The following is a 20,050-nucleotide window of genomic DNA, read 5'->3' as shown; positions in this document are numbered from 1 at the left end:
GGTCAACGCGCCGCTGCGACGATCACTCGCTGGCCCAGATCCGATCCATCGGGCAACGCGCCGACGATGGCAATCGTGCCGTCCGCTTCACGCCGCGCGATGACGACGGCAAGGCCGTCCGCGTCGGTCGGAATGGCGACAGGGTCGATGGGTGCGGCGGACTTCAGCGCGGCGCGGGCGCTCTGGCGCGGATCGGGGCGGTCGGGCAGGGCGGCGCGGCGCTGGGCCCGCTCGTCGCGGATCAGCGCCTTCAGCCCGCCGGGATATTGACCCAGATAATCGCCCAGCGCGCCGAGGCCTAGCCCTGCGGCTTTCGCATGTTCCAGCGCGGTCGCATATTCGGTGATGCGCGTCTTGTCATAGGCAGAGCCGAAAACGAGCTTCACCACGGCGGTCAGCGGGCTGCGCGCCTGCGCCTTGATGCCTGCGTCGGTCAGCATTTCGGCATAATCGTCGGGCGACGCTTCGCTCATCAGCGCGAAGTCATAGGCAAGGCCGATGGCGCGATAGAGCGCAGTGTGGGTGCGGGCTTCGCTGGTTCGGGCCTGTTCCGCGCCGTCGCGGGCAAGGGCCAGCCAGTCGGCAAGCGGGGCGTCCTCGGCCGGGCTTTCCATGCCGGCCAGGTCCAGCGTGTCCTCTTCACCGGCGGCCGGGCCATCCGCCCAGATCGGCGCGACGTCGCGGGACTGGGCGCTGCCGCGCAGGGCGGCGTCAACCTCTCGGCCCAGTTCGTCCGAAATGGCCTCGCTCGCCAGTTCCTTCCAGCTGATGACGCCGAAGACAAAATCGATCGTTTCGCCATCGGAAGAAAAGGGCATGAGGATGCCGCGATAGAGTATTTCCGCCCCGCGCTGGTTGACGAACCCGGCTTCGAAGCCGATCGGCGCGGCATTGGCGATGATCTGGAGATAATGGTCGGTCAGACGGGACAGCAGCGAGCGGGAGGGCACGTCGTTGATGAACTGGATCGCGCCGGTGACCGCGCACTCGCGGCGCAGCGCGGTGCCAAGATAGACGACCGCCGGATTGTCGAGCCCGGTGCTGAAGTCCAGCAGGACGCTGTTGGGGCCGAAATCTTCGAGATGATCCGGGGACAGATCCTCGATCGACGGGAGGGCGCGGTCCCCAAGCAGTGACGCCCAATAATTATAGGCGCGCACCTGCATGCGGCGTTCGTCGGAGCCGACGCTGGGCGGCGCTTCGATCGCCTGACTGTCGGCATAATCGAAATCATCCTGTTCACTGGAGATTTCCTGCCCCCGCAGAGTGTCCATCCGGTCGGTCCCTAACCCAGAAGAAAAGCTTTCCTGAGACTCGACACTGCCATGGGATGGTAAATATGCCGTGAAGAACGGAAGGGCCGATAAAAACACCCAATGCGGGCATGGCGATGATGATGATGCGTGAAGATGCAATGCCCGCTTGTCCTATGCATCAACCGCTGTTATCTGGCCCCCCGAACGCCGCTTTAGCTCAGTTGGTAGAGCATCGCATTCGTAATGCGGGGGTCACAGGTTCGAGTCCTGTAAGCGGCACCATTACCCCCTGAAATCGTTGGAAATCTGCGAAACCCGCGCTAATCTGCGTTTTCTGTCTGCTTCACTGGTGCAATCGCTGGTGCAAAATGCACCCGCTGAGCGTGGAGCGATGAGGCTGTGGGAGTGGCTGTGCGATACATCGACAAGGACCCGAAAACCGGAATCCTGTCCTACCGTAGAATCTTTCCGACTGACTTGCGGCCCTTCCTCCCGCGCCGCGCCCGCGAGCTAAAGCGGTCCCTTCGCGCTCGAACGTTCCATGAGGGCAGGGCAGCGGAAATCTATCGGCAGGCCGTAGCGGACTATGATCGGATGCTGGCTGATGCCCAGGCGAAGGCAACGGGGACCAAGCGTCCCCTCCAGGATGCCGACATTCCCTATCTGGTGGACAGCTACGCCTTCCGCATCTTGAAGGACGCTGAGCTTTCCCACTTCGATCCCGACGATAGCGCCTTTAATCTGCCTTGGGTCCCATCGCTCCGCTACAGCCCAATAGCTCTTAACGCCCTGGACGATGCTGGACAGGAAATCCCCGGCTCCAGGCGCGAGCGGGTCCTTTCTGGCCTGCCTGTTGCGCTCCAGGTCTGGAAGGAGGCGCTAGGCTCGGGGGACAGAGCGAAGGTCATAGAGATTGAGGCCCAGGCAGCGAATGAATTGCTGGACGCTGCTAACCTTGCCGCTGATCCCGAGGGACGGGAATACTTTGCGCTGTGCTATCGCCTGTTGGCGAAGGACCATGAGATTTACGCAGCGGTCCTAGCTCGCTTCAATGGCGAGATTGTGCCGCCCCCTGTCGAGCCTGAGCCTCTCCCCGACTTCGCAGCGCCACCCAAGGCTGAGGGTCCGAAGGCACAGCAAAAGCAGGGCATGACAATGCGCGACATTGCCGATGCCGTTAGAGCCTCTCCCAGAGAGCATGTCCCCCTAACGACCCGGCAGGCGTGGCAAACGGCTCTCCGCTTTTGGGATGAGGTCTATCCGAAGCTGAGCCACGAAAAGACCGAACGCGCTATGGTCTCCGCTTGGCTGGACCTCCTGTCGCAACGCCCGGTGCGTCTACCTCCCGCCCAGGCTCGGCTCCCGCTGCCTAAGCTGGTGGAAAAGTATGAGGGAAGGGCAGAAGTCCAAAGAATAAGCGCCACGACCTTAGCTCAGCATCTCGGGACCCTTTCGACCATCTGGAATAGGGGCGTTAGGCGAGGGGATGTAGACGACAAGCGACCCAACCCCTTTGCTAACCATGACGTAAGGCGCAATCTCCCGCCCTCTGAGGGGCAGCAAGGTCTCCCGATGGACGTAATAAACGCCATCTTTCGCCTGCCTGTGTTTACCAAGGGCGAACGCCCCAAGCGCGGCAAGGGCGAGGCGGTCTATTGGGTCCCGTTATTCCTCCTGTGGACAGGCGCACGACCGAACGAAATCGCACAGCTCATCCGTTCCGATTTCTGGCAGGACGATGCTGGCAAGTGGAACATGAAAATAACCGATGAGGGCGTCCATCCGGCGAAGGGACCCAGGAGCCTAAAGACCTCCCGCCATCGCAGCGGTATCCGTCAATTTCCTGTCCCTCAGGCGCTGATCGACCTTGGCCTTCCCGCCTATCTGAAGTGGCTGGAGGATGAGGGCGAGGAGGCGCTATTTCCCAAGCTCAGGCCGAAAGGAAATGACCTATTCGCAGGCTTTGGCGAGTGGTGGAGTCTCTATACTCGGGAGCATGGCGTTGTCCCTGAGGGCAAGCGACCATCGCGTGAGTTCCGCCATAACTTCATGTCGGCGGCAAGACAGAGTGGCATCCCTGCGGAAGCAGTAGAATATATCGCCGGTCACGTTCAGGTCAGCGCGGGGACCAATGCACGATATGGGACCCGAGAGGCTTGGGGCCTGGAGATGGAAAAGCTCAGATATGAAGGGTTGGACCTATCGGGCGTGAGACGTTGGGCCGCGCCAGCCGACACAAGCAAAAAGAGGGGAGGCTAAGGCCATGAAGGCATTGCACGTTAGCGCCGTTGCCGCGTTCGTCCTTCTGTCCGCTTGTGGCAACGTAGAGGCCGAGGAGCAGCGGCTGAGGGCCGATAGGGCGGAATTGATGTATCACCGGCTGAGCGAGAAGGTCGATGATATGGACGATGCCGTTAGTGACCTACGGACCCAGGTGGACCGTTTGGACCGTGAGGATTGGAGCGCTGTTGTGCCTGCTCTAAAATGGTCGGTGGATGAGGTAGAGGCCGCGAGCCAGGGAGCCAGCTATGAGGCTGCTCCGTGAGGGACTAAAAGGCCACCTTTCCCGGTAGTGGAGCTATCCCCCACATTTTACGGGGAGACCGGCTTATTCTCGGATATACCCTCTACACTTCTGCCTAACGGGCCTGTCGTTACCGTCGAAAGACCCAGGCAGCGACCAAGGGCACAAGCCTCAACCGTGCCACTCACACAGGCCGGTCTATTATCATCAGCCCATCTTGCAAACCGGCTGTCTCTACCCGGTCCCAAGCGCCGAAAGTCCTGTGTTATCTCTCAAAAGAAGGGTCGCGGAACCCTCGAATCTTCGGGATAAGCCCCTCTCTAAGACCCGCAGAAATCCTTAGGCCGACTTCAAGAAACGGCTGATTTCCGCTACTTCTAGAAATTGTAATTTATTTGCCTTTTCAAGCTCATTTTCGGTAATTTTATTGCTCAATCATCAAGCAGTTTCTGCGCGATTGAAAATCGACGTAAGCTCTTGATTCCGAAAAGGAAATCGGGAGCGTTGAGCTTAAATGCCCATATATCCCCCATAAGGGGGCGTAAGCGCACTCAGCGCCCCACGAAACACAGCGCCCCTTTAGCCGATAGCTACGGCTCCGGTCGCTGCCTCACGCCCGCGCCATGTTGCGACGGGCCACAATAATCCAACGTTGGAAAAATACCTAAATGCCAAACTACCCAGAGCCATCAGCGCTCTACCCATCGCCACGACCATCGCCTCTGAGCAAGCTGTTAGACGGCCTGCCTCTGGAGGATGGATCGACCTATGGCGATAACGCCCCCGCGCTCTACGCAGGGCCAGACGTTTCGCCCGATAGTCTCCAGCCAGCGGGCGCTCTCTATCCAGACCTCCAGCCGGTCGATGCTCAGCTAAAGCGCCCAGGTCTCATTGGTCGCGTTATGCGCCAGCCAGGCGGCAATAAGGCGCTGTTGGCGTTCGGCGCTCAGCTACTCAGCGCCCCTACGTTTGCTGAAGGTTTCGGCAAGGGAGCCATGGCTTACCAGGATACTCTCGACCGCGAGGAGGACCGGATTAAGCCGAAGACGCAATTCCTTTCAGACGGTGCCTATAAGGCGACCATCGATCCTGTAACGGGTCAGGTGAAGATGGAGCGGACGCCACTGGCGGATTACGCTGAAGGTCTCCAGGAAAAGAAGCTCCTGAACGCCATGACCATCGCTGGCATCCGGGACGATGGGCAGACCCGTCGCAACCTAGACATGCTGACGCATAAGGACCGTTGGGAAGCTCAAGACAGCGACGATGCCCGATATGGTATCGACAAGCGCTCAGCTACCGATTTGGAAGTTGCCCAGATTGGAGCGGCAAGCCGTCTAGAAGCCGCACGGCTTAACGGACCTGGAGGTAAGCCGCCACCGGCAGCGATCCAGAAACAGGTCTCCGATTATACTGATGTCCGCAACGGGCTTGCTAACACGGCGGAATCCATTGCTCCCGTCATCCAGGCGTTGGAGAGCGGAAAGCTGCCGCTAGGTATTCTGTCGAACAACTACCATAAGTTTGCACTGGCTACCGGCATCGGCGGGAATGAGCAGACGGTCCTCTACAGCCAGTATAAGACAGCGCTTGAAGGGATGCGAAATGCACTTCTGCTTGCAAATAAAGGCGTCCAGACGGATGGCGATGCCGACCGTGCGATGGCAGAAATCGATGTGGGCGGCGGCGACCTCGCATCTACCCTCAACAACTTCCGCATCGTCCAGCGTTCCATCCAGCGGCGGCAGGCTCAGGCTCAAGGGCGCATTGACGACCTGTCGGGCCAGTATGGCGCGGACGTTTCCCATAGCTCCCCCCGTCCTCAGGCCAGGGTGGCAAGCGGCAGGACCAAAGCCGGGATCACTTGGGAGGTCGTGCGCTAATGCCAGTCCTCAGGATCAATGGACAAGAGGTCCGCTTAAACGATGCCTTTCTGGAGCTAAGCCCCGAGCAACAGGCGGCTCAGGTGGAGGAGATTGCTGCCTCCCTTGGGTCTGCCTCTAAACCGGCGAAGGCTCCACAGACTCCTCATGCGGCTCCTCAGGCCGAGATGTCCCCTCCGGTGGACCTGGGGCCAGCCGTGGGCGAAATGCCGCTCTATGAGTCTGCCAGCGGCCCAGGCGCAGACCCTGCCACCGACGCATGGATTCAGGAGCAGGAAGCAGCCTATCAGAGTTCGCTCCAGGCTCCCCAGGCCGGGCTGGTAGTGGATAACACAGGCCCATCATCCCGCCAGCCTATCGCCGCCCCATGGCAATCGGCACTGATCGGCGCGGGCGATGCCATCACGTTCGGGACCATGGACGAGATAGGCGCGGGTCTCCAGTCGGTCATTCCCGGCATGACGGATGATAATATCTGGAATGGCAAGGGCATCGGGGAAGCCTATGATGCCAATGTCGCCCGGAATCGTCAGGTCCTGGAATTGGCGAGAGAGGAAAATCCCATGTCCTCGCTTGCGGGATCGATCGGCGGTGGATTGCTGCCCATCGCTGGAGCCGTGAGAGCGGCGAAGGGCGCTAAGGCGCTGGAGAAACTTGGGGCATCGGCGGCTACCGGCTCCCTCTATGGCATGGCTTACGGCTTCGGGTCGGACGAAGGGTCCCCTGTAGACCGCATCGACGGCGCGGCTATGGGCGCTGTTGCTGGAGCCGCTGGCGGCGCTGCGTTGCATGGCGCAGGCATGGGAACGGCGAGGGTGGCGCGATCTGCTTTGGAAAAGCTGTCCCCCAAACTGGCGCAGGCTCGCTTTGCATCTCAACAGGCAGGCAACCCCTTCGCCCCTGTCGATGCGGAAATTGCGGACGACCTGGACAGGCTCATTCAAACCGTCAGTGCCAGCAAAGGCAAAAAGAAGCTGAAAGAGGCACGGATTTCCAGCTTGGTCTCAGACCTGGAGGAGAGCTACCTTCCTATCGATGAGATCAGGGCGCTAGGCCTCCCGCCCTCAGTCACACAACGGCTCAGGGCTGCTATGGCCCAGCGTCACCTCCTCTCTGATCAGGAGGTCGCAGCCTTGGCCGATGGAACCCCGGCTGGCGATGCGGTTTCCGCTGCTATCTCAAAGGCCCGTCGCCTTCGCGCCCTTGTCCCTGAGGGGTCGGGGAGCGGCGGAACGGCTAAGCGGGTCATTGGCGAAGCCGTAGGAGGAGCCGCAGGGTTCAAGCTCGGGGGACCTGTAGGCGCATGGGCTGGGTCCGCGCTCGGTCGCATGGCAACGGCAGGCGCAGCCAGCGAAACCGCCACGGCAGCAAGGGAGCTTGCGGCCCAGGCTCCTAAATTCGCTCAGTTGCCAGAGGTCGCAGCGGGGAGGACCCAGGCCAAGGTGGCGAGGGACGCCCTACGTAAGCTCTCCGCTGATGCCCAGGACGCTCCGTTCTACGCGAAGCGCGAAGCTGATGCAGCCAAGGCCCAAGAGGCGGCATCTGCCGCACGGATGGCCCAGGAAGGCAAGCGGATCAGCGTTGCGAACGCAAAGGATGATATAGTGGGCAATGGCGGTTTCCGGGCCTTCGCCTATGAACGGACAGGTCTCCTGCCTTCGCAGCAGGACGCAGGGGCGTTACGGCTTCTGAAAGACGGGACCATCACTCCAGAGCAGTTCAATGCCTTCCTTGCTGAACCTGATAAATTGATGGTCGGTAACGCTGGCAATGCGATTGTGGACCGGCTGGCTGCTATGGCCGAAAAGGGAGCGCTGGCAAGAGACCCGAAATGGCAACCGCAGCCTAAGATCCCGATGCAGCAAGGCCAGCCGCCAGCAATCTACAGCGCTGGTGAGGTAGCTCCTCAGCCGATAGCTAATGAAGGCGGAGGGATGGCGATTGACATTGCCGCTCCAGCCGCACCTACATGGAAATCCAGCGACCAGGGCATCACTGAAGCCCAGCGGAATTTCGCGAAGGCATATGAGGCTTGGTCTGATGAATTGGACAAGGCTGCTCCAGACCGGGATGCAGTCAATTCACTGTATGATGCCAAGGAGCAGGCTGGACGGATTTTGGATGCTGAAGTTTTCCAGCAGAGCCAGCAGCAATCAGGTCCTGCCATCCGCAACCCTATCGCCTACCGCGCCACGGCTGAAGCGAACCAGGCTAGGGTCTCCAGCGTTATTGATGCCGTGAGGTCCGATAGCAGCCTGGACGATGGGGCGAGGGAAATCCTCTCCAGCGCTATTGCCACCATCGGCAACACATCCAGCCGCGACAAGGCCCAGGGCATCGCAACGGATGCTCTCGACCGATTGCCGGAAGGCCTGAGGGACAAGGCCAGGGCAACGCTCCAGCCGCTCGTCTCTCAAATCAAAAAGTAGCCTCCACCTACGCCCGTCAGATGCTCATGTGTCTGGCGGGCATTTTTTCATTATCGATACGAAACGACATGCCAGAACCACCAAAATCTCAGAAGCCATCCGACGCTCGACCATCGTCATTCTCTTTCAGCTATAAGCCTGAGACCCGCAAAGCTCCCCGCAAGCCGCCATCGTCCGTAGCCGACTACCTGTCGCTGTCGTTCGCCGAGCCTCTCGTTCCTCCAAGGGTCCCCAAGGGTCACTACAGGGGCAATGGAATATGGGGCATGATGGAGACCGCTGAGGAGCGCTCAGCCTATGGTCGATACCTCGCCAGCCGCCGCAAGCCTGAAAACATAAACCGCAGGGGCAGACCGGCAGGGACCCCGGACGGCTGGAACCATAGTGCTGTCCAGGTCGCACGATTGGCAGCAGAGGTCGAAGCGGAAAAGCTGATCAAGCGCCTCATCAAACAGGGTGCGATTGCAGCAGACGACGCGAAGGGCATTGCGGCGACAAAGAAGGCCCTTGTCATGGTCCGATGCCCTGGACGGCTCAGAGACAGGCGCAGGGCGGCTAAACGGCTCCTACAGCATTACCATCCGAACATTTCGGGGCTGCTGTAATGCCCAATCCTCTGAGGACTTTGCGTTTCCAGCGCCTTCCGCATCCAGCCATGCGCCAGCCGTGCATCATTCCAATCAACATAGCGCCGACAAAGCAGGGCTATGTCCAGCTAAAGCGCAGGGATGATGAAGGCAGGGGCAAGACCGAGAATCTCCACCGCATTGTCTACCGCTCCCGCAAGGGTCCGATTCCTCCAGGCTGGGAGGTCGATCACATTTGCAATCGTCGCGCCTGTTGCAACGCTGAGCATCTCCGATGCCTCCAGCGCCTGGACCATCTCAGGGTGACAAACCGTCAACGCAACGCTGGACGGCTGGAGGAAGCCCGATGCTATTGGGAGGCTCATCGACATTCTCGCCATGTGACAGGGGCAGAGATGGGGGAGCGTTTCGGGGCATCTCAGACGACCGGCAATCGCTGGATACGCATCTGGAAGGCTGAGGGCTGCGATAGCCTCTGATTTTGGGCCGAATCGATGCCATCTGAGCGAATCGCGGGACGTTGGGCTACTTGGGTTGCGGAGCGGCATTGCCTTGCGCTCAGATGGGCCTTCCTGAGGCATCTATCTCCATCCCATTTCGTCCCCCTGGAAATCTAGGCGCGGCCGATGCGGGCGTGGCGAAACTGGTAGACGCGCCAGTCATGGAAACGAGGGGAGGACGTTGGAGGGAGAACCTGTGTTCTCTCCTTCTGTCTCCTCCTGCTGTCACTGTGGACCGATGGACCGGAGACGTGACGACCATAGGTCTACGTATGTCTTATGGTTTCGTGAGGTTCCTGGAGCGGTCTCAAAGTGAGGCCATGAAGGAGGACCAAGATTGAAGCCTAGAAGGGGAAGACCCAAGACTGTTTCATCTTTCGATCAAGAATCAAACTGAGATGGATAGAGGGTCTGTTTTCAGTCCAGCTTCAAGCCTACCATATGTCGTATCGACGTATCGTCTACCTTAAGTCTTCTATATGTTATTCTCCATGTCATACCTTTAGAGGCTTAAGTAACCCTAGTTATACCGGGAACACAGTTTTAGAGGTCTATCGCGGCAGCAAGAAGGGCCTTCCGGTCAGCGTCAGAGCCAAAATGCGCCCCATGGTCTGAAAGGTTGATCCGGTGCCGCTCGACCAGCGCCATTCCGGCTTGGGTCAACCGCAGCCTTGTCGCCATACCAACGGGACCAAAGCCGCTCTCATCGATGAAATGGGAAAGCTCCTCAATTAGTCCAGCCGATAGCAGGACCTCCCGCACAAGGGCGAAGGTCCGATAGGATACAGCCTGCCGCGAGTAAGCTTGCCGCCTCATAGACCTCCAGGACCATCGCCTTTGGGACGCAGCGCCTATTAGGTCGCACAGCGTAGCGCCCAAGGCAGTTTGGATGTTGTCTATCCGCTCATCCCGCCGCTGCATCCCCTGGGGAGCTAGGGTCTCCTCATGCTCCTTCAGGATCGACGCAGCTAAGGCCCTCGCCTGGGGAGACTTCGCGTATCCGTCCAGCGCCATCCATACCGCACGGTCCCGCTCCGCCATGCGTTCAGATGGCGTGAGGTCCGCAATAGGCTTGGTCCAGGTGGAGGAGGCAGCAGAGGTCAATTCTGTAGGTCCTGTGAGAATAACTAAAGGCGCGAAGGTCGATCCCCGCGCCCTCATGCCGTTTCGATCTGTGTTTTTGTGTCAGGCCGCAAGAGCCATGGCAGGAGCATCGGAATAGCGAGGAGCCAGGGCCAGATATGCTGCCTCTAGTTGATCGAAGCTGAGGGCAATCCTGGCTACCGTGCCGTCCTCATTGCTCTCCGTCAGGATCAGAGCGCCATCACCCATGTCCGCTACGTCGATCAGGTCATGGGTCTCGGATGCAATGGCGAAGGATAGGTCTGTCATTTTGTTCCCCCTTGGTAATGAACTGAGAAAGCTATTTAGAGTCAGCTAGATAGAGCGCAAGACCAAAAATAAACTAAGAAAAATTTAACGCTCCACAATTGGAGAATATCTCTGTTTGTGGACAGTAGTTCATTCAGCCATGACGCGGGAAACCTGGACAGCGGACCATTCCCCGCCACGCCGCGTCTTAATTCCGCGTTCGTTTAGCTTAGTCGCAATGTCCCGCAGGCTTGTCGCGCCCTGAGCCTTCAAGCTCTCGACCTCCTGCCTCACCCGCCCAGCGAAATCTTCAGCGCGGCGCTGGCGTTCAGCCAGGCCCTGAGCCGGATCGACCTTCACGCCACGAAAGCCGCCCAGGACAGCGCCACGCTCCTTTGCAGCGGCAAGAGCGGCCTTGGTCCGCTCAGAGATAAGGCCAGCCTCTAGCTCAGCTACAGCGGCCATCTGGGTCAGCATGAAGCGGCCCATCGCGCCAGAGACCTGAGGAAGATCGCAGAACGCTACATCTACCCCGCTCTCTAGGAGCGTGAGGAGGAAACGGACATTACGGGATAGACGGTCCAGCTTGGCGACCAGGAGCGTTGCGCCCGTCAGCTTGGCATGGCGCAGGGCGTTCGCCAATTCGGGGCGATCAGTCCGCTTGCCGCTCTCGACCTCGACATAGGTAGGAGCCAGGAGCGTATCGCCTGCCTTCACATATGCGGCGATGGCTGCTTGCTGTGCCTCCAGGCCCAGGCCGGAACGCCCCTGCTTGGCGGTGGAGACGCGAGCGTAAGCAACATAGGAGGTCATGGCTCATCCCTGTAACGTTTCAGTCTACGGACATTGACGGATATGTAACAGCAATGCCCAGGCTTGTGAATCCATAAAATTCATCGGGCAAATGTTTGTTGGGGCAGCGCCAGCCAGCCGCCGCTAATGGCAATCACAGCCCAAGGCGGCAGGACTGGAGGGCAGCGGCCAGGAGGAGAGGAGGGCAGGGGTGGTGATGGGTCCCCCTGTGTCATGGGTCCCTTCGCAGCGGGTCCCTTCTGGCCGGGTTACGGGTTCCCCCGCTCGGTCGATCTGATCGATTTCGAAATAACCGTTAAAGCTTTGGCTTGTTGGTTGTTGTTCGGGCTTTGGAGAGCAGGGAGACGCCCCGAAAGTTTTATTTGAGTTCTGTTAAACTCTCCCGCACATAACGGCATCGAAATGAGGGAGTTACCGTGCCAAGGATGATGGATATAGGCGAGGGTAAGCCGGACGGGCGGGAAACGATTGAGTTTCGATTTGAACCAGGCGGTCCTATTGCCTTGGGCGACCTTGCAGGGAGCTTCGCGGCGCTAGACCGGATATATGGGCAGCTATCAGGACAGCATGACAAACTTGCCGTAGCGAGCCTGCGGTCTGGCAGCATCATTGCAGAGCTTGCGCCTGTTGCTCAAATTCTTTCGCAAACGGTCCCTTACATTGGGCACGTCAACAGTTTGGGGGATTTTTACAAGAGATTGATAAACGCAATGGACGCGTTCTCTGATCTTGAACGGGCTGCTTCGACTACTGCGCCGGTGGAAGATGTCCAGCCTGAGGTCGCCTCAGAGTTAGCGGCCTTGCTGAAGCCTCTAGCAGGCAAGAAGGACGCCGCGTTTTCAGTAGCGCAGATTAAATATCGGAGTGAAACGAAAGAGCGGAAGGTGGAAGTAGAGGCCACTTTTGACGCAGCTGAGATTAACCGCGTTTGGATAAATGCTGATCGCTTCGCTGAGGAAGCGCAGCAGCTACAATCTAAGAGAGATTTGATCTCACAGGAGCAGAATCTGCTTAGGGGCGTGGCGTTGACGCTTCATCAGGCCAACAAAGGCCCAGCGAAATCCAAAGGGTCCACAGGTGATAAGGCAGTCATAGAGGCTGTTAGCGACAAGCCGCTCCCCGTCTACTTTCCTCCTAACGTGGCAGGCCTAAAAGAGAAAATGGTGAAAGGTCGTCGCAACCCCCTACAATATGTCTACATTGTGGATGCCTATGTTTCGCAGGAGGGCGGCGAAGCAAAATCATATACGATCTTAGAGATGCACGATGCTAAGAAGGTGACAATTGCCAAGCCAAAGGCCTTGGAAGCTCCAAAGAAGCGGACCAGGAAGCCAAAGGACAGTAAAGATGGATAGGTCCAGACCCGCAATCTCAGCGAAGCAGGACGCGAAACGGGCTACTCAGTGGCGAGAGGACAATGCAGAGGCATTGCGAAGCTCCAATACTTACGTCGAAGTTTGGGGACTACCGCTGTCCCGTCATGGTCAATTCGAGTCACGTTCAGGGACTCAAACACAGGACCCACTTGCCACTGGTGCAAAATGATGGCACAAACCAAGGCGAAGCAAATGGCAGAATCGTAGGTTTTCAGCCGGTTTCAGGTAGGTGATGCGCTAGTCCTGTAAGCGGCACCAGAACTGCCCTTTTCGAAGGGCCTCAGACCTCGCAAAACCCCTGAAAAACTGGTATTATTTGGCATCGGCTTTCCGGTGTCGTCGTCCTCCGTCCACCTCCATCCAGGTGATTTGGGGGCCTTTTCGGCAATTTTGAGCGAGGCCCCCAGATGCTGACTGCGATCCAGATAAATGCGCTAAAACCTAGCCTCAGGACCCATTGATTAGCTGAGGGCGATGTGATTCAGGCTCCGCGAGGAGACTGAGCATGAGCGACCTGTATTGGCTGACGGACGAGCAGATGGCGCGCCTTTCGCCATATTTTCCCAAGAGCCACAGCAAGCCGCGTGTGGATGCCGTCGAGAAAGCGTTCTCGCGGCCCAAGGCGAGGCTGCCAAAAACTGAGGAGCGAACCGTCAACGGCCTGTGGACCCTAATCGGAAAACTCGGCGATATCTTCCAGCCAGCCGAATGCGCCAACTACTTTACCTCGTGCGAATAGGGTCCAGACTGATCAAAAAATACTTTTAAAATACCGAAACCATCATAGAATCAGTCATTCTTGAATTCGCCAACTACATAGGAATCCCCAGCGCACACCCACTCGCCATTTACTTTAGCCCAAAGAAAAAGAATTACGAAAGAGAAGGGCTTTTCCGTTGATGCGGCATCTTTGGGCGCGACGCGGAAATTGGCCCATTCCCATCCAGCATTGCCGTTTACATAGGCATGGATCGGCTCAACTTTCACATTATAGGTCTGCACAATCTTGCTGTAATTTTCCGCATAGGCTGCTCGCCCTTCATAGGGCTTGCCTTCCGGTCCGACAGAAATTGCATTTGCCGCGTAGAAACGATTGATAATAGGGTCGACATCGCCCTGGGCAAAGGCCTTCTCCTTCATCGCGTAAAGCTTGCTGGTCGCTGCCTGGAATGTGGCCAGTTCGTCCGGCATCGCCGATACGGCGCCAATTTGGGGGGGCTGCTGCGCTGCTGCGCAGGCAGGCAACCAAGCAGCGGCAAGAGCTAGAGCCATCGCGGCGCCGGAAATCGGGAATTTCATTAAATAATCTCCATCAAGCAAGTTTTTCGAGCATCTGTTTAGCCGCGCGTTCGCCCTGCTCGGCTGCGGTCTCCCACATCTGGGCGCCGGACAGCTCTGAATGGCTGAACGCAATCCTGTGGAATGGTTCGCGCAACACTTCCATCGGTGTCTGCTTGCCGTCTTTTCCGAAGTAGAAGCCGGGATAGCCGACAAAATAAGCATGGCCCTGACGATTGGTGATGATCCCGGCAATATCGCGGTCGGCATCAAAACCATAGGGGGCGAACATCTTCGTGAACTGTTCTCTAATCTGTGCCTCGATATCTGCGAAGGTCATGCTGAATAACTGCATCCGCGCCTGCGTGCACTGATCCGGGAATGGCGTACCCGGAAGAAGGAAAGGTATATACTGGGTCAACACCACCGGCTTGTTGGGATCGAGCGGCTGTGTCTCCTTGCCGTCAAGCACGAGATTTCGCCTCAAGCTGGTCCACCAGCCCAGGCCTTCAAACCAGCGCACGGCGGCGACGCCCAGCTTGTCAAGGAACTTCCAGTTACGCAGGGCTACGTTGACCACCAAAATCGGGGCGTGGTGGAATGCCTGCATTGCTTCCCGATACTTGGGAGAGATATCGTGGCAAATACGCCGGTTTACATGTTGCTGACCCGCGCAAATCACGCCCCTGGCTCGCACCGATGCCATTTTACCGTCCTTGGCATAGGTGATCCGCGCGGTCTTTGCCTTGCCAGGTTTACCTTCATGTACCACCGAAAACACCGTTGCGCCTAGCCGCATCCGGTACTTGTCCGTCGGCCGGTCAAGAGTCTCCCAATTTACGCTGCTATATTGAATGTCATAAAGGCCATCGCCGCCTGACAGGGCTTCTGGCTTGGCGAGTTTCAGGAACCGCTTCGCTGCAAAAGTATTCCCGCCCGGGAAAGTCGCAAGATAAATGCCGTCAGTCGGATCGGGGCCGCCGCTCTGGTAGCGCGAATAGCCGTTAACGCCCGGCATCATGAAACCATAGGCGTTATAGGCTGAAATAATATCAGAACCCTGCCCGCAACCCATCGCCGCCATTACAGGGTCAAGATAAGCGCAGACATCGTCCAGAGCATCGGCGGGAACCTTCGCCACATTGGCCAGGAACTGCTTGTATGACATGCTGTCGAGCCACTGGGCCCAATCATCGCGTTGAGGCGGTGTGCGGAAAAGCTCGAGTTCGACCAGAGCGCGCTTCACCTTGTCGGGGATGGGCGCCTCGGCGAAACCGTTGCGCCAAGGGTTCTTCACCATGCCCTTGCCTTCGTAATAAAAGGCCATGTCGGCGCGTTCCCATCCGATATGCATGGGCGTCCACATATCCGCTGGGATCTGGATGGGCTGCGAAAGATTCTCCGGTTCCTGGTAGGTAAAGGCTTCGGGATATCCCAATTCCTTGAGGAAAGGCGTGGGGAAACCGGCTTCCTTGGCCTTTGCCCAGGGCACCACTATGCCCGTGGAGCCCTGGGGAGCGGTAAGGCGATAACCGTCCACTTCAAAATCATTCTGCTTTGCCTCGCCACCGAAAATCTCGTGCTGGTCCAGCACGAGAATTTTCGCCTCGGGCTTCTCCTTTAGGAAGACATAGGCAGCCGTCAGCCCGGAAATTCCCGATCCCACAATCACGAGGTCATAAAGCTCATCTACCAGCGGAGCCTCGGCGATACGCTTGTCGAGGGTTCCGTTGCGGATGTCATTATGAGCGGCATTCACAATCTTATGCGTGTTACCGTTCTTACCGGCATAGTCGCCGATGCCGCCAGGACCCGTCCAGTCCTCGGCCAGGCCCGTCAAGGGCGCGTCAACGGTCTGAGCCTTGGCGGCCGTCCCGAAGGACGGCGCGCCGGCAGCGAGAAGCATCGCACCGGAACCGATCATTGTGCCCCCGACAAAATCCCGTCGCGTCACGGAGGACTGCAAGGGCTCACCAGATAAAGGTTTCGATGACATTTGCTGCTCCGAATATGGCTTCAGAAATTGTACTTGACGCTGCCGCCAAACCAGCGGGGCCGCGCGAAGGTCTGCTGCGAAAAGCCGAACGTGGATGACAGATCGAGATTATAGACCCGATATTCCCTGTCGGTGACGTTATTTACAAAAGCGGCGACCTCCCAGTGGTCGTCATCGGTGGCATAGGCCACGCGAACATTCCCCACCACGCGTGAGGGTTCCCGGTCGATCGGCGCGTTGAACGTCGAAAAATATTGCGAGCTGTCATATTTCCAGTCGGTCTGCATGGAAAGGGCGCCCGGGCCGACCGGAAATTCATAGCGCACCATTCCACCCAGGCTGAGAGACGGCGCCTGCGGCATGACCCGGTCAACCATTCTGCCCGAGGGCAATACAATGTCCTTCACCTGGGTATTGAGCTTCGTCAGGAAGCCTGACAGGAATAGGCCGCGGGTCGGCCGCACCTGAAGTTCCAGTTCGGCGCCGACCACTTCGGCCGGTTTGTTGCCGACAAACTGCGATAGTCCCACAATCGAGAATGCCTGATAGTTCTGATAATCATAATAGAAAACAGAACCGTTCAGGTTGACCTTTTTATCGAACAAGGAGACCTTGAAGCCTGCCTCATAGTTGGTCAAAATTTCCTCATCGAAGGGAATGGTGTTCGGGTTGATCGGCTGAAACGCCTGAACGCCGAAACCACCACTTTTTGTGCCACGATTAACGCCAAAATAGACAAGCGCGTCATCGGTTGGATGAAGGTTGACCTGAATCTTGTACGAATAATTGTCAAACTTCTGCTTGGCCAATGCGGGATTGGTAGCAGGATTGAACTGGAACACCGAGGGCGCCGATCCATCTGCGTAAAATTCCGTATGGGTGAAATCGAACTTCTTCCAGTCCCAGCTGTACCGCGCGCCCAGAACAAGGCTGATTTCGTCCATCAGAAAATATTCACCCTGCCCGAAGACGGCCAGGCTCTCCGTCGTCTGCCTTCCCCCGTAAACCTCGTTGATTCCAAAAGAATCCAGCAAGTTTGCGTTATAGATATTGTCGGTCCTGATCTTTAAACCATAAGCACCTGCAACCCAGTTGAATTTATCAGAATCGCCTGAAATTCGAAATTCCTGGGACATCTGATAAAGATCTTGGTCTGTTGTATAAATAAATATTGAATTTGGTGATATGTCGGCATCTTCACTATAGGTCTTTTTAAGATCTTGATAGTTGGTGATCGAAACAAAGTTCACGTCACCGAAATCCTGCTCATAGCGTACATTAGCGCTCCAATATTTGCGATTGAAGCGCGCATCATAATTGTACGACCCGGTAAACGGGTCGCCATCCGCGTCTTTGTATCCGGTCGCGTCGCACCCGGCGCAAGTCCCCCAGAAATCCTCGTTGGAGGCGAGAGCAAAACCCAGGCCATCCGAAGTCACTCCGGTCGATACGTGACTATAAGCGCCAGCGCTGCGTTCCCGATCGTTGCGGAGCCCCTCCAGCTTGACCGACAGTTTCCCGGAACTGCCCACATCCGCCTCGATCTGGAAACGACCGCCATAAAAACGCGCGCCCCCTCGATCAGGACCGAAATCATTATCGATATAACCGCCGTGATGGTTGGACGTCACGGATAGCCGCGCCCGGATGCTATCGGTAAGTGGGCCGCTGATCGCGCCCTCGGTCGCAATCTGACCATGGCTGCCGACGGTAACCGTTGCAAAACCTTCAAGTTGTCGCGTGGGTTTGGCCGTCACAATCTGTACCAGACCGCCCGTCGCATTGCGGCCGAACAACGTGCCCTGCGGGCCGCGAAGAATTTCGATGCGATCCAGATCGAAGGTCTGACCACTAATCGCTCCGAGAGCGCCAATGTACACTTCGTCATTATAGAAAGCGATCGGAGCTTCCTGAGAATCGGCAAAATCGTTCTGTGAGACCCCACGTACGTTGAACACGGTAACTGTCGGGCTATATTGGTTTACCTGGAGGCTTGGGACTTGGCCCGCGAGTGCCGTGACATCCTGGCGCCCCATTGATCTGCCCCCCGCTGAGTGGCCCAGAGACTATGATAGTCTGGACCACGAAGGGGACATTGAATGCCAAGCAAGAAGCACAAGCCGGAAGAGATCATCGGCAAGCTGCGTGAAGTTGAGATTGTGCTGGCGCAGGGGGCGTCGACCGCTGAGGCGTGCCGCCGGATTGGGGTCAGCGAGCAGACCTATTATCGCTGGCGCAAAGAATATGGCGGGCTGAAGACCGACCAGGCGCGGCGGATGAAGGATCTGGAGAGAGAGAACCAGCGGCTGCGTCGGGCGATCTCGGACCTGACGCTGGACAAGCTGATCCTGCAGGAGGCTGCACGGGGAAACTTCTGAGCCCCGCGCGGCGACGGCGCTGCATCGATCATCTGCGACGAGAGCTTCCAGTCCGGGTGTCTGAGAGACGGATATGCCGGGTGCTGGGCCAGCATCGATCGACACAGCGCAAGGTGCCGCGTGGGGCGGATGACGAACAGGCGCTGACCGAGGACATCGTCGCCTTGGCGAAGCAATATGGTCGTTATGGTTACCGCCGGGTGACGGCGCTGCTGTGCCATGCGGGGTGGACGGTGAACCATAAGCGGGTTGAGCGTATCTGGCGGCGTGAGGGACTGAAGGTTCCGCCGCGCCAGCCAAAGCGGGGACGCCTGTGGCTCAACGATGGATCATGTATCCGCCTGCGGCCCGAGTATCCGGGGCATGTATGGGCTTACGACTTCGTCGAAGGGCGGACGCATGATGGCCGCAAGTTCCGCATCCTGACCATCATCGACGAGGCGAGCAGAGAATGCCTGGCGCTCATTGTCGCACGGCAGCTCCGCCACGAAGACGTGCTGGCCGCCTTGGCCGACCTGTTCATCACGCGTGGCCCGCCAGCGAATATCCGGTCCGACAATGGCAGCGAATTTGTCGCGACAGCTGTCCAGAAATGGCTGGGGCAGATCGGCGTGAAGACGCTCTACATCGCACCGGGATCACCATGGGAGAATGGCTATAACGAAAGCTTCAACGGGTCGCTTCGCGACGAACTGCTCAACGGCGAGATCTTCTACAGCCTCGCAGAGGCCAAGGTGCTGATCGAAGCATGGCGGCGGCATTACAACACCGTCCGCCCTCATAGCAGCCTGGGCTACCGACCACCGGCACCGGAAACGGCGACACCGCCATATCCGGCCTCCGGTTCCGCTTCGCTCCACCTCCACCCGGATATGGCGCCAGCGGTTTTAATCCACTAACAAACCAATCGGTCCACTCGGTGGGGGCAGATCAATGCGCCGCGAGATAGAAGAAGCATTCGATCTTAAGGCCAGCGATATCTATGGCCTGTCTGAAGTGATGGGTCCCGGCGTGGCGCAGGAGTTTGCAGGTACACATGGCCCCACCATCTGGGAAGATCATTTTCTGCCGGAGATCGTCAACCCTGAGACCGGTGAAGTTCTTGCCGAAGGAGAGGAAGGTGAGCTGGTGTTCACCTCTCTCACCAAGGAAGCCTTGCCGATCATCCGGTACCGTACCCGCGATCTGACCCGTCTGTTGCCAGGAGACGGCCTCCCTTATCGCAGGATAGCCAAGATTGTTGGTCGCAGCGACGACATGCTCATCATTCGTGGGGTGAACGTCTTCCCCACGCAGATCGAAGAACAGCTATTGAAATGCGCGGGCCTTGCGCCGCATTTCCTAGTGGAGATTACCCGCCCTGGGCGCATGGACGAGGTCGCGATCGACGTGGAATTGCGAAGTGGAATCGATCAGCAGACCGGGGTGGAGCAATGTCGGCTGCTGGCCGGCTACATCAAGGACGCGATCGGCATCACCGTACGGATCAACTTGCGCAACAATGGCGAGATCCCGCGCTCAACCGGCAAGGCCTCGCACGTCCGGGATCTCCGCGTCACAGCCTGCGCCTGATTGGCTGGCGCCGTCCGCAAGGATGGCGCGTTACCCATCTGGCACATAAAAAAGATCCGCCCGGTGGCCGCCGGGCGGATATGATCT

18 protein-coding genes, 1 tRNA gene and 2 pseudogenes are annotated in these 20,050 nt (G+C 58.1%); 13 read left to right on the top strand and 8 right to left on the bottom strand.

Going from position 1 to position 20,050, the window contains the following annotated elements; genetic code table 11:
* Positions 1–2 precede the first annotated feature (2 nt).
* Entirely contained in the window at positions 3–1,274 is a 1,272-nt protein-coding gene (locus tag B6S01_RS05450; RefSeq protein ID WP_037465047.1) for a PAS domain-containing protein, read from the bottom strand.
* A gap of 188 nt (positions 1,275–1,462) precedes the next feature.
* Here B6S01_RS05450 and B6S01_RS05445 point away from each other — a divergent pair.
* From B6S01_RS05445 to B6S01_RS05430, 4 genes are all read left to right on the top strand, one after another.
* Positions 1,463–1,538, top strand: a tRNA-Thr gene (locus tag B6S01_RS05445).
* 123 nt (positions 1,539–1,661) lie between these two features.
* Positions 1,662–3,515, top strand: a complete 1,854-nt coding sequence (locus tag B6S01_RS05440) for a site-specific integrase (protein ID WP_037465048.1) — start codon at positions 1,662–1,664, stop codon at positions 3,513–3,515.
* 4 nt (positions 3,516–3,519) lie between these two features.
* Complete coding sequence (locus B6S01_RS05435; RefSeq protein ID WP_062792966.1) at positions 3,520–3,801, top strand: hypothetical protein; 282 nt, start codon at positions 3,520–3,522, stop codon at positions 3,799–3,801.
* Between the two features lie 974 nt (positions 3,802–4,775).
* Positions 4,776–5,663 carry a hypothetical protein gene (locus B6S01_RS05430; protein ID WP_156103350.1) on the top strand — a complete coding sequence of 296 codons (888 nt, stop codon included), beginning with the start codon at positions 4,776–4,778 and terminating at the stop codon, positions 5,661–5,663.
* Between the two features lie 341 nt (positions 5,664–6,004).
* On the opposite strand, the gene B6S01_RS21010 is transcribed toward B6S01_RS05430, so the two are convergent.
* Positions 6,005–6,454 (bottom strand): hypothetical protein, encoded by a 450-nt coding sequence (locus B6S01_RS21010; protein WP_156103351.1) that lies wholly within the window; start codon positions 6,452–6,454, stop codon positions 6,005–6,007.
* Positions 6,455–6,493: 39 nt separating this feature from the next.
* Here B6S01_RS21010 and B6S01_RS05425 point away from each other — a divergent pair, with 39 nt between their 5' ends.
* The 3 genes from B6S01_RS05425 to B6S01_RS22110 all read left to right on the top strand — a co-directional run bounded on the left by B6S01_RS05425 (position 6,494) and on the right by B6S01_RS22110 (position 9,158).
* Positions 6,494–8,092 (top strand): hypothetical protein, encoded by a 1,599-nt coding sequence (locus B6S01_RS05425; protein WP_156103352.1) that lies wholly within the window; start codon positions 6,494–6,496, stop codon positions 8,090–8,092.
* Between the two features lie 266 nt (positions 8,093–8,358).
* Positions 8,359–8,697, top strand: coding sequence for a hypothetical protein (locus B6S01_RS05420; protein ID WP_037465058.1), 339 nt, complete (start codon positions 8,359–8,361; stop codon positions 8,695–8,697).
* On the top strand, positions 8,697–9,158 hold the full coding sequence (locus B6S01_RS22110) for an HNH endonuclease signature motif containing protein (RefSeq protein WP_081570296.1): 462 nt from the start codon (positions 8,697–8,699) through the stop codon (positions 9,156–9,158). Before B6S01_RS05420 ends, B6S01_RS22110 begins: the two co-directional genes overlap by 1 nt.
* A gap of 564 nt (positions 9,159–9,722) precedes the next feature.
* Here the strand turns inward: B6S01_RS22110 and B6S01_RS21005 are convergent.
* The 3 genes from B6S01_RS21005 to B6S01_RS05400 form a co-directional block, all read right to left on the bottom strand.
* Positions 9,723–9,995 (bottom strand): hypothetical protein, encoded by a 273-nt coding sequence (locus B6S01_RS21005; protein WP_156103353.1) that lies wholly within the window; start codon positions 9,993–9,995, stop codon positions 9,723–9,725.
* Between the two features lie 369 nt (positions 9,996–10,364).
* Positions 10,365–10,571, bottom strand: coding sequence for a hypothetical protein (locus tag B6S01_RS05405; RefSeq protein ID WP_037465064.1), 207 nt, complete (start codon positions 10,569–10,571; stop codon positions 10,365–10,367).
* 129 nt (positions 10,572–10,700) lie between these two features.
* Positions 10,701–11,363, bottom strand: coding sequence for a recombinase family protein (locus B6S01_RS05400; protein WP_037465065.1), 663 nt, complete (start codon positions 11,361–11,363; stop codon positions 10,701–10,703).
* 425 nt (positions 11,364–11,788) lie between these two features.
* Here B6S01_RS05400 and B6S01_RS05395 point away from each other — a divergent pair, with 425 nt between their 5' ends.
* From B6S01_RS05395 to B6S01_RS21275, 4 genes and pseudogenes are all read left to right on the top strand, one after another.
* On the top strand, positions 11,789–12,718 hold the full coding sequence (locus B6S01_RS05395) for a hypothetical protein (RefSeq protein WP_037465067.1): 930 nt from the start codon (positions 11,789–11,791) through the stop codon (positions 12,716–12,718).
* A complete protein-coding gene (locus B6S01_RS22105; protein ID WP_156103354.1) occupies positions 12,711–12,908 on the top strand; it encodes a type II toxin-antitoxin system CcdA family antitoxin in 198 nt (65 codons plus the stop codon). The genes B6S01_RS05395 and B6S01_RS22105 overlap by 8 nt, the downstream gene beginning before the upstream one ends.
* Before the next feature lie 336 nt (positions 12,909–13,244).
* Positions 13,245–13,331 (top strand): annotated as a pseudogene (locus B6S01_RS21280) (IS5/IS1182 family transposase); the annotation flags it as partial.
* A gap of 3 nt (positions 13,332–13,334) precedes the next feature.
* Positions 13,335–13,478: pseudogene (locus tag B6S01_RS21275) on the top strand (IS630 family transposase); the annotation flags it as partial.
* Positions 13,479–13,528: 50 nt separating this feature from the next.
* On the opposite strand, the gene B6S01_RS05385 reads toward B6S01_RS21275, so the two are convergent.
* The 3 genes from B6S01_RS05385 to B6S01_RS05375 form a co-directional block, all read right to left on the bottom strand.
* Complete coding sequence (locus B6S01_RS05385) at positions 13,529–14,038, bottom strand: YybH family protein (protein WP_037465070.1); 510 nt, start codon at positions 14,036–14,038, stop codon at positions 13,529–13,531.
* A 13-nt stretch (positions 14,039–14,051) separates the two neighbouring features.
* Positions 14,052–15,941, bottom strand: coding sequence for an NAD(P)/FAD-dependent oxidoreductase (locus B6S01_RS05380; RefSeq protein ID WP_231567985.1), 1,890 nt, complete (start codon positions 15,939–15,941; stop codon positions 14,052–14,054).
* 92 nt (positions 15,942–16,033) lie between these two features.
* Positions 16,034–18,049 (bottom strand): TonB-dependent receptor, encoded by a 2,016-nt coding sequence (locus B6S01_RS05375; protein ID WP_037465074.1) that lies wholly within the window; start codon positions 18,047–18,049, stop codon positions 16,034–16,036.
* Positions 18,050–18,112: 63 nt separating this feature from the next.
* On the opposite strand from B6S01_RS05375, the gene B6S01_RS05370 reads away from it, so the two are divergent.
* A protein-coding gene (locus B6S01_RS05370) for an IS3 family transposase (protein ID WP_094182605.1) occupies positions 18,113–19,290 on the top strand; the annotation gives its coding sequence in 2 pieces (ribosomal slippage) (positions 18,113–18,377 and positions 18,377–19,290; 1,179 coding nt in all).
* Positions 19,291–19,324: 34 nt separating this feature from the next.
* The gene (locus B6S01_RS05365; protein WP_231567998.1) at positions 19,325–19,963 is read left to right on the top strand and encodes a phenylacetate--CoA ligase; all 639 of its coding nucleotides are present in this window, start codon (positions 19,325–19,327) and stop codon (positions 19,961–19,963) included.
* Positions 19,964–20,050: the final 87 nt, after the last annotated feature.

This window comes from Sphingobium herbicidovorans (assembly GCF_002080435.1).
Lineage (GTDB): Bacteria > Pseudomonadota > Alphaproteobacteria > Sphingomonadales > Sphingomonadaceae > Sphingobium > Sphingobium herbicidovorans.
The sequence above is the reverse complement of the archived record's forward strand: the minus strand, read 5'-3'. Positions and strand labels throughout refer to the sequence as shown.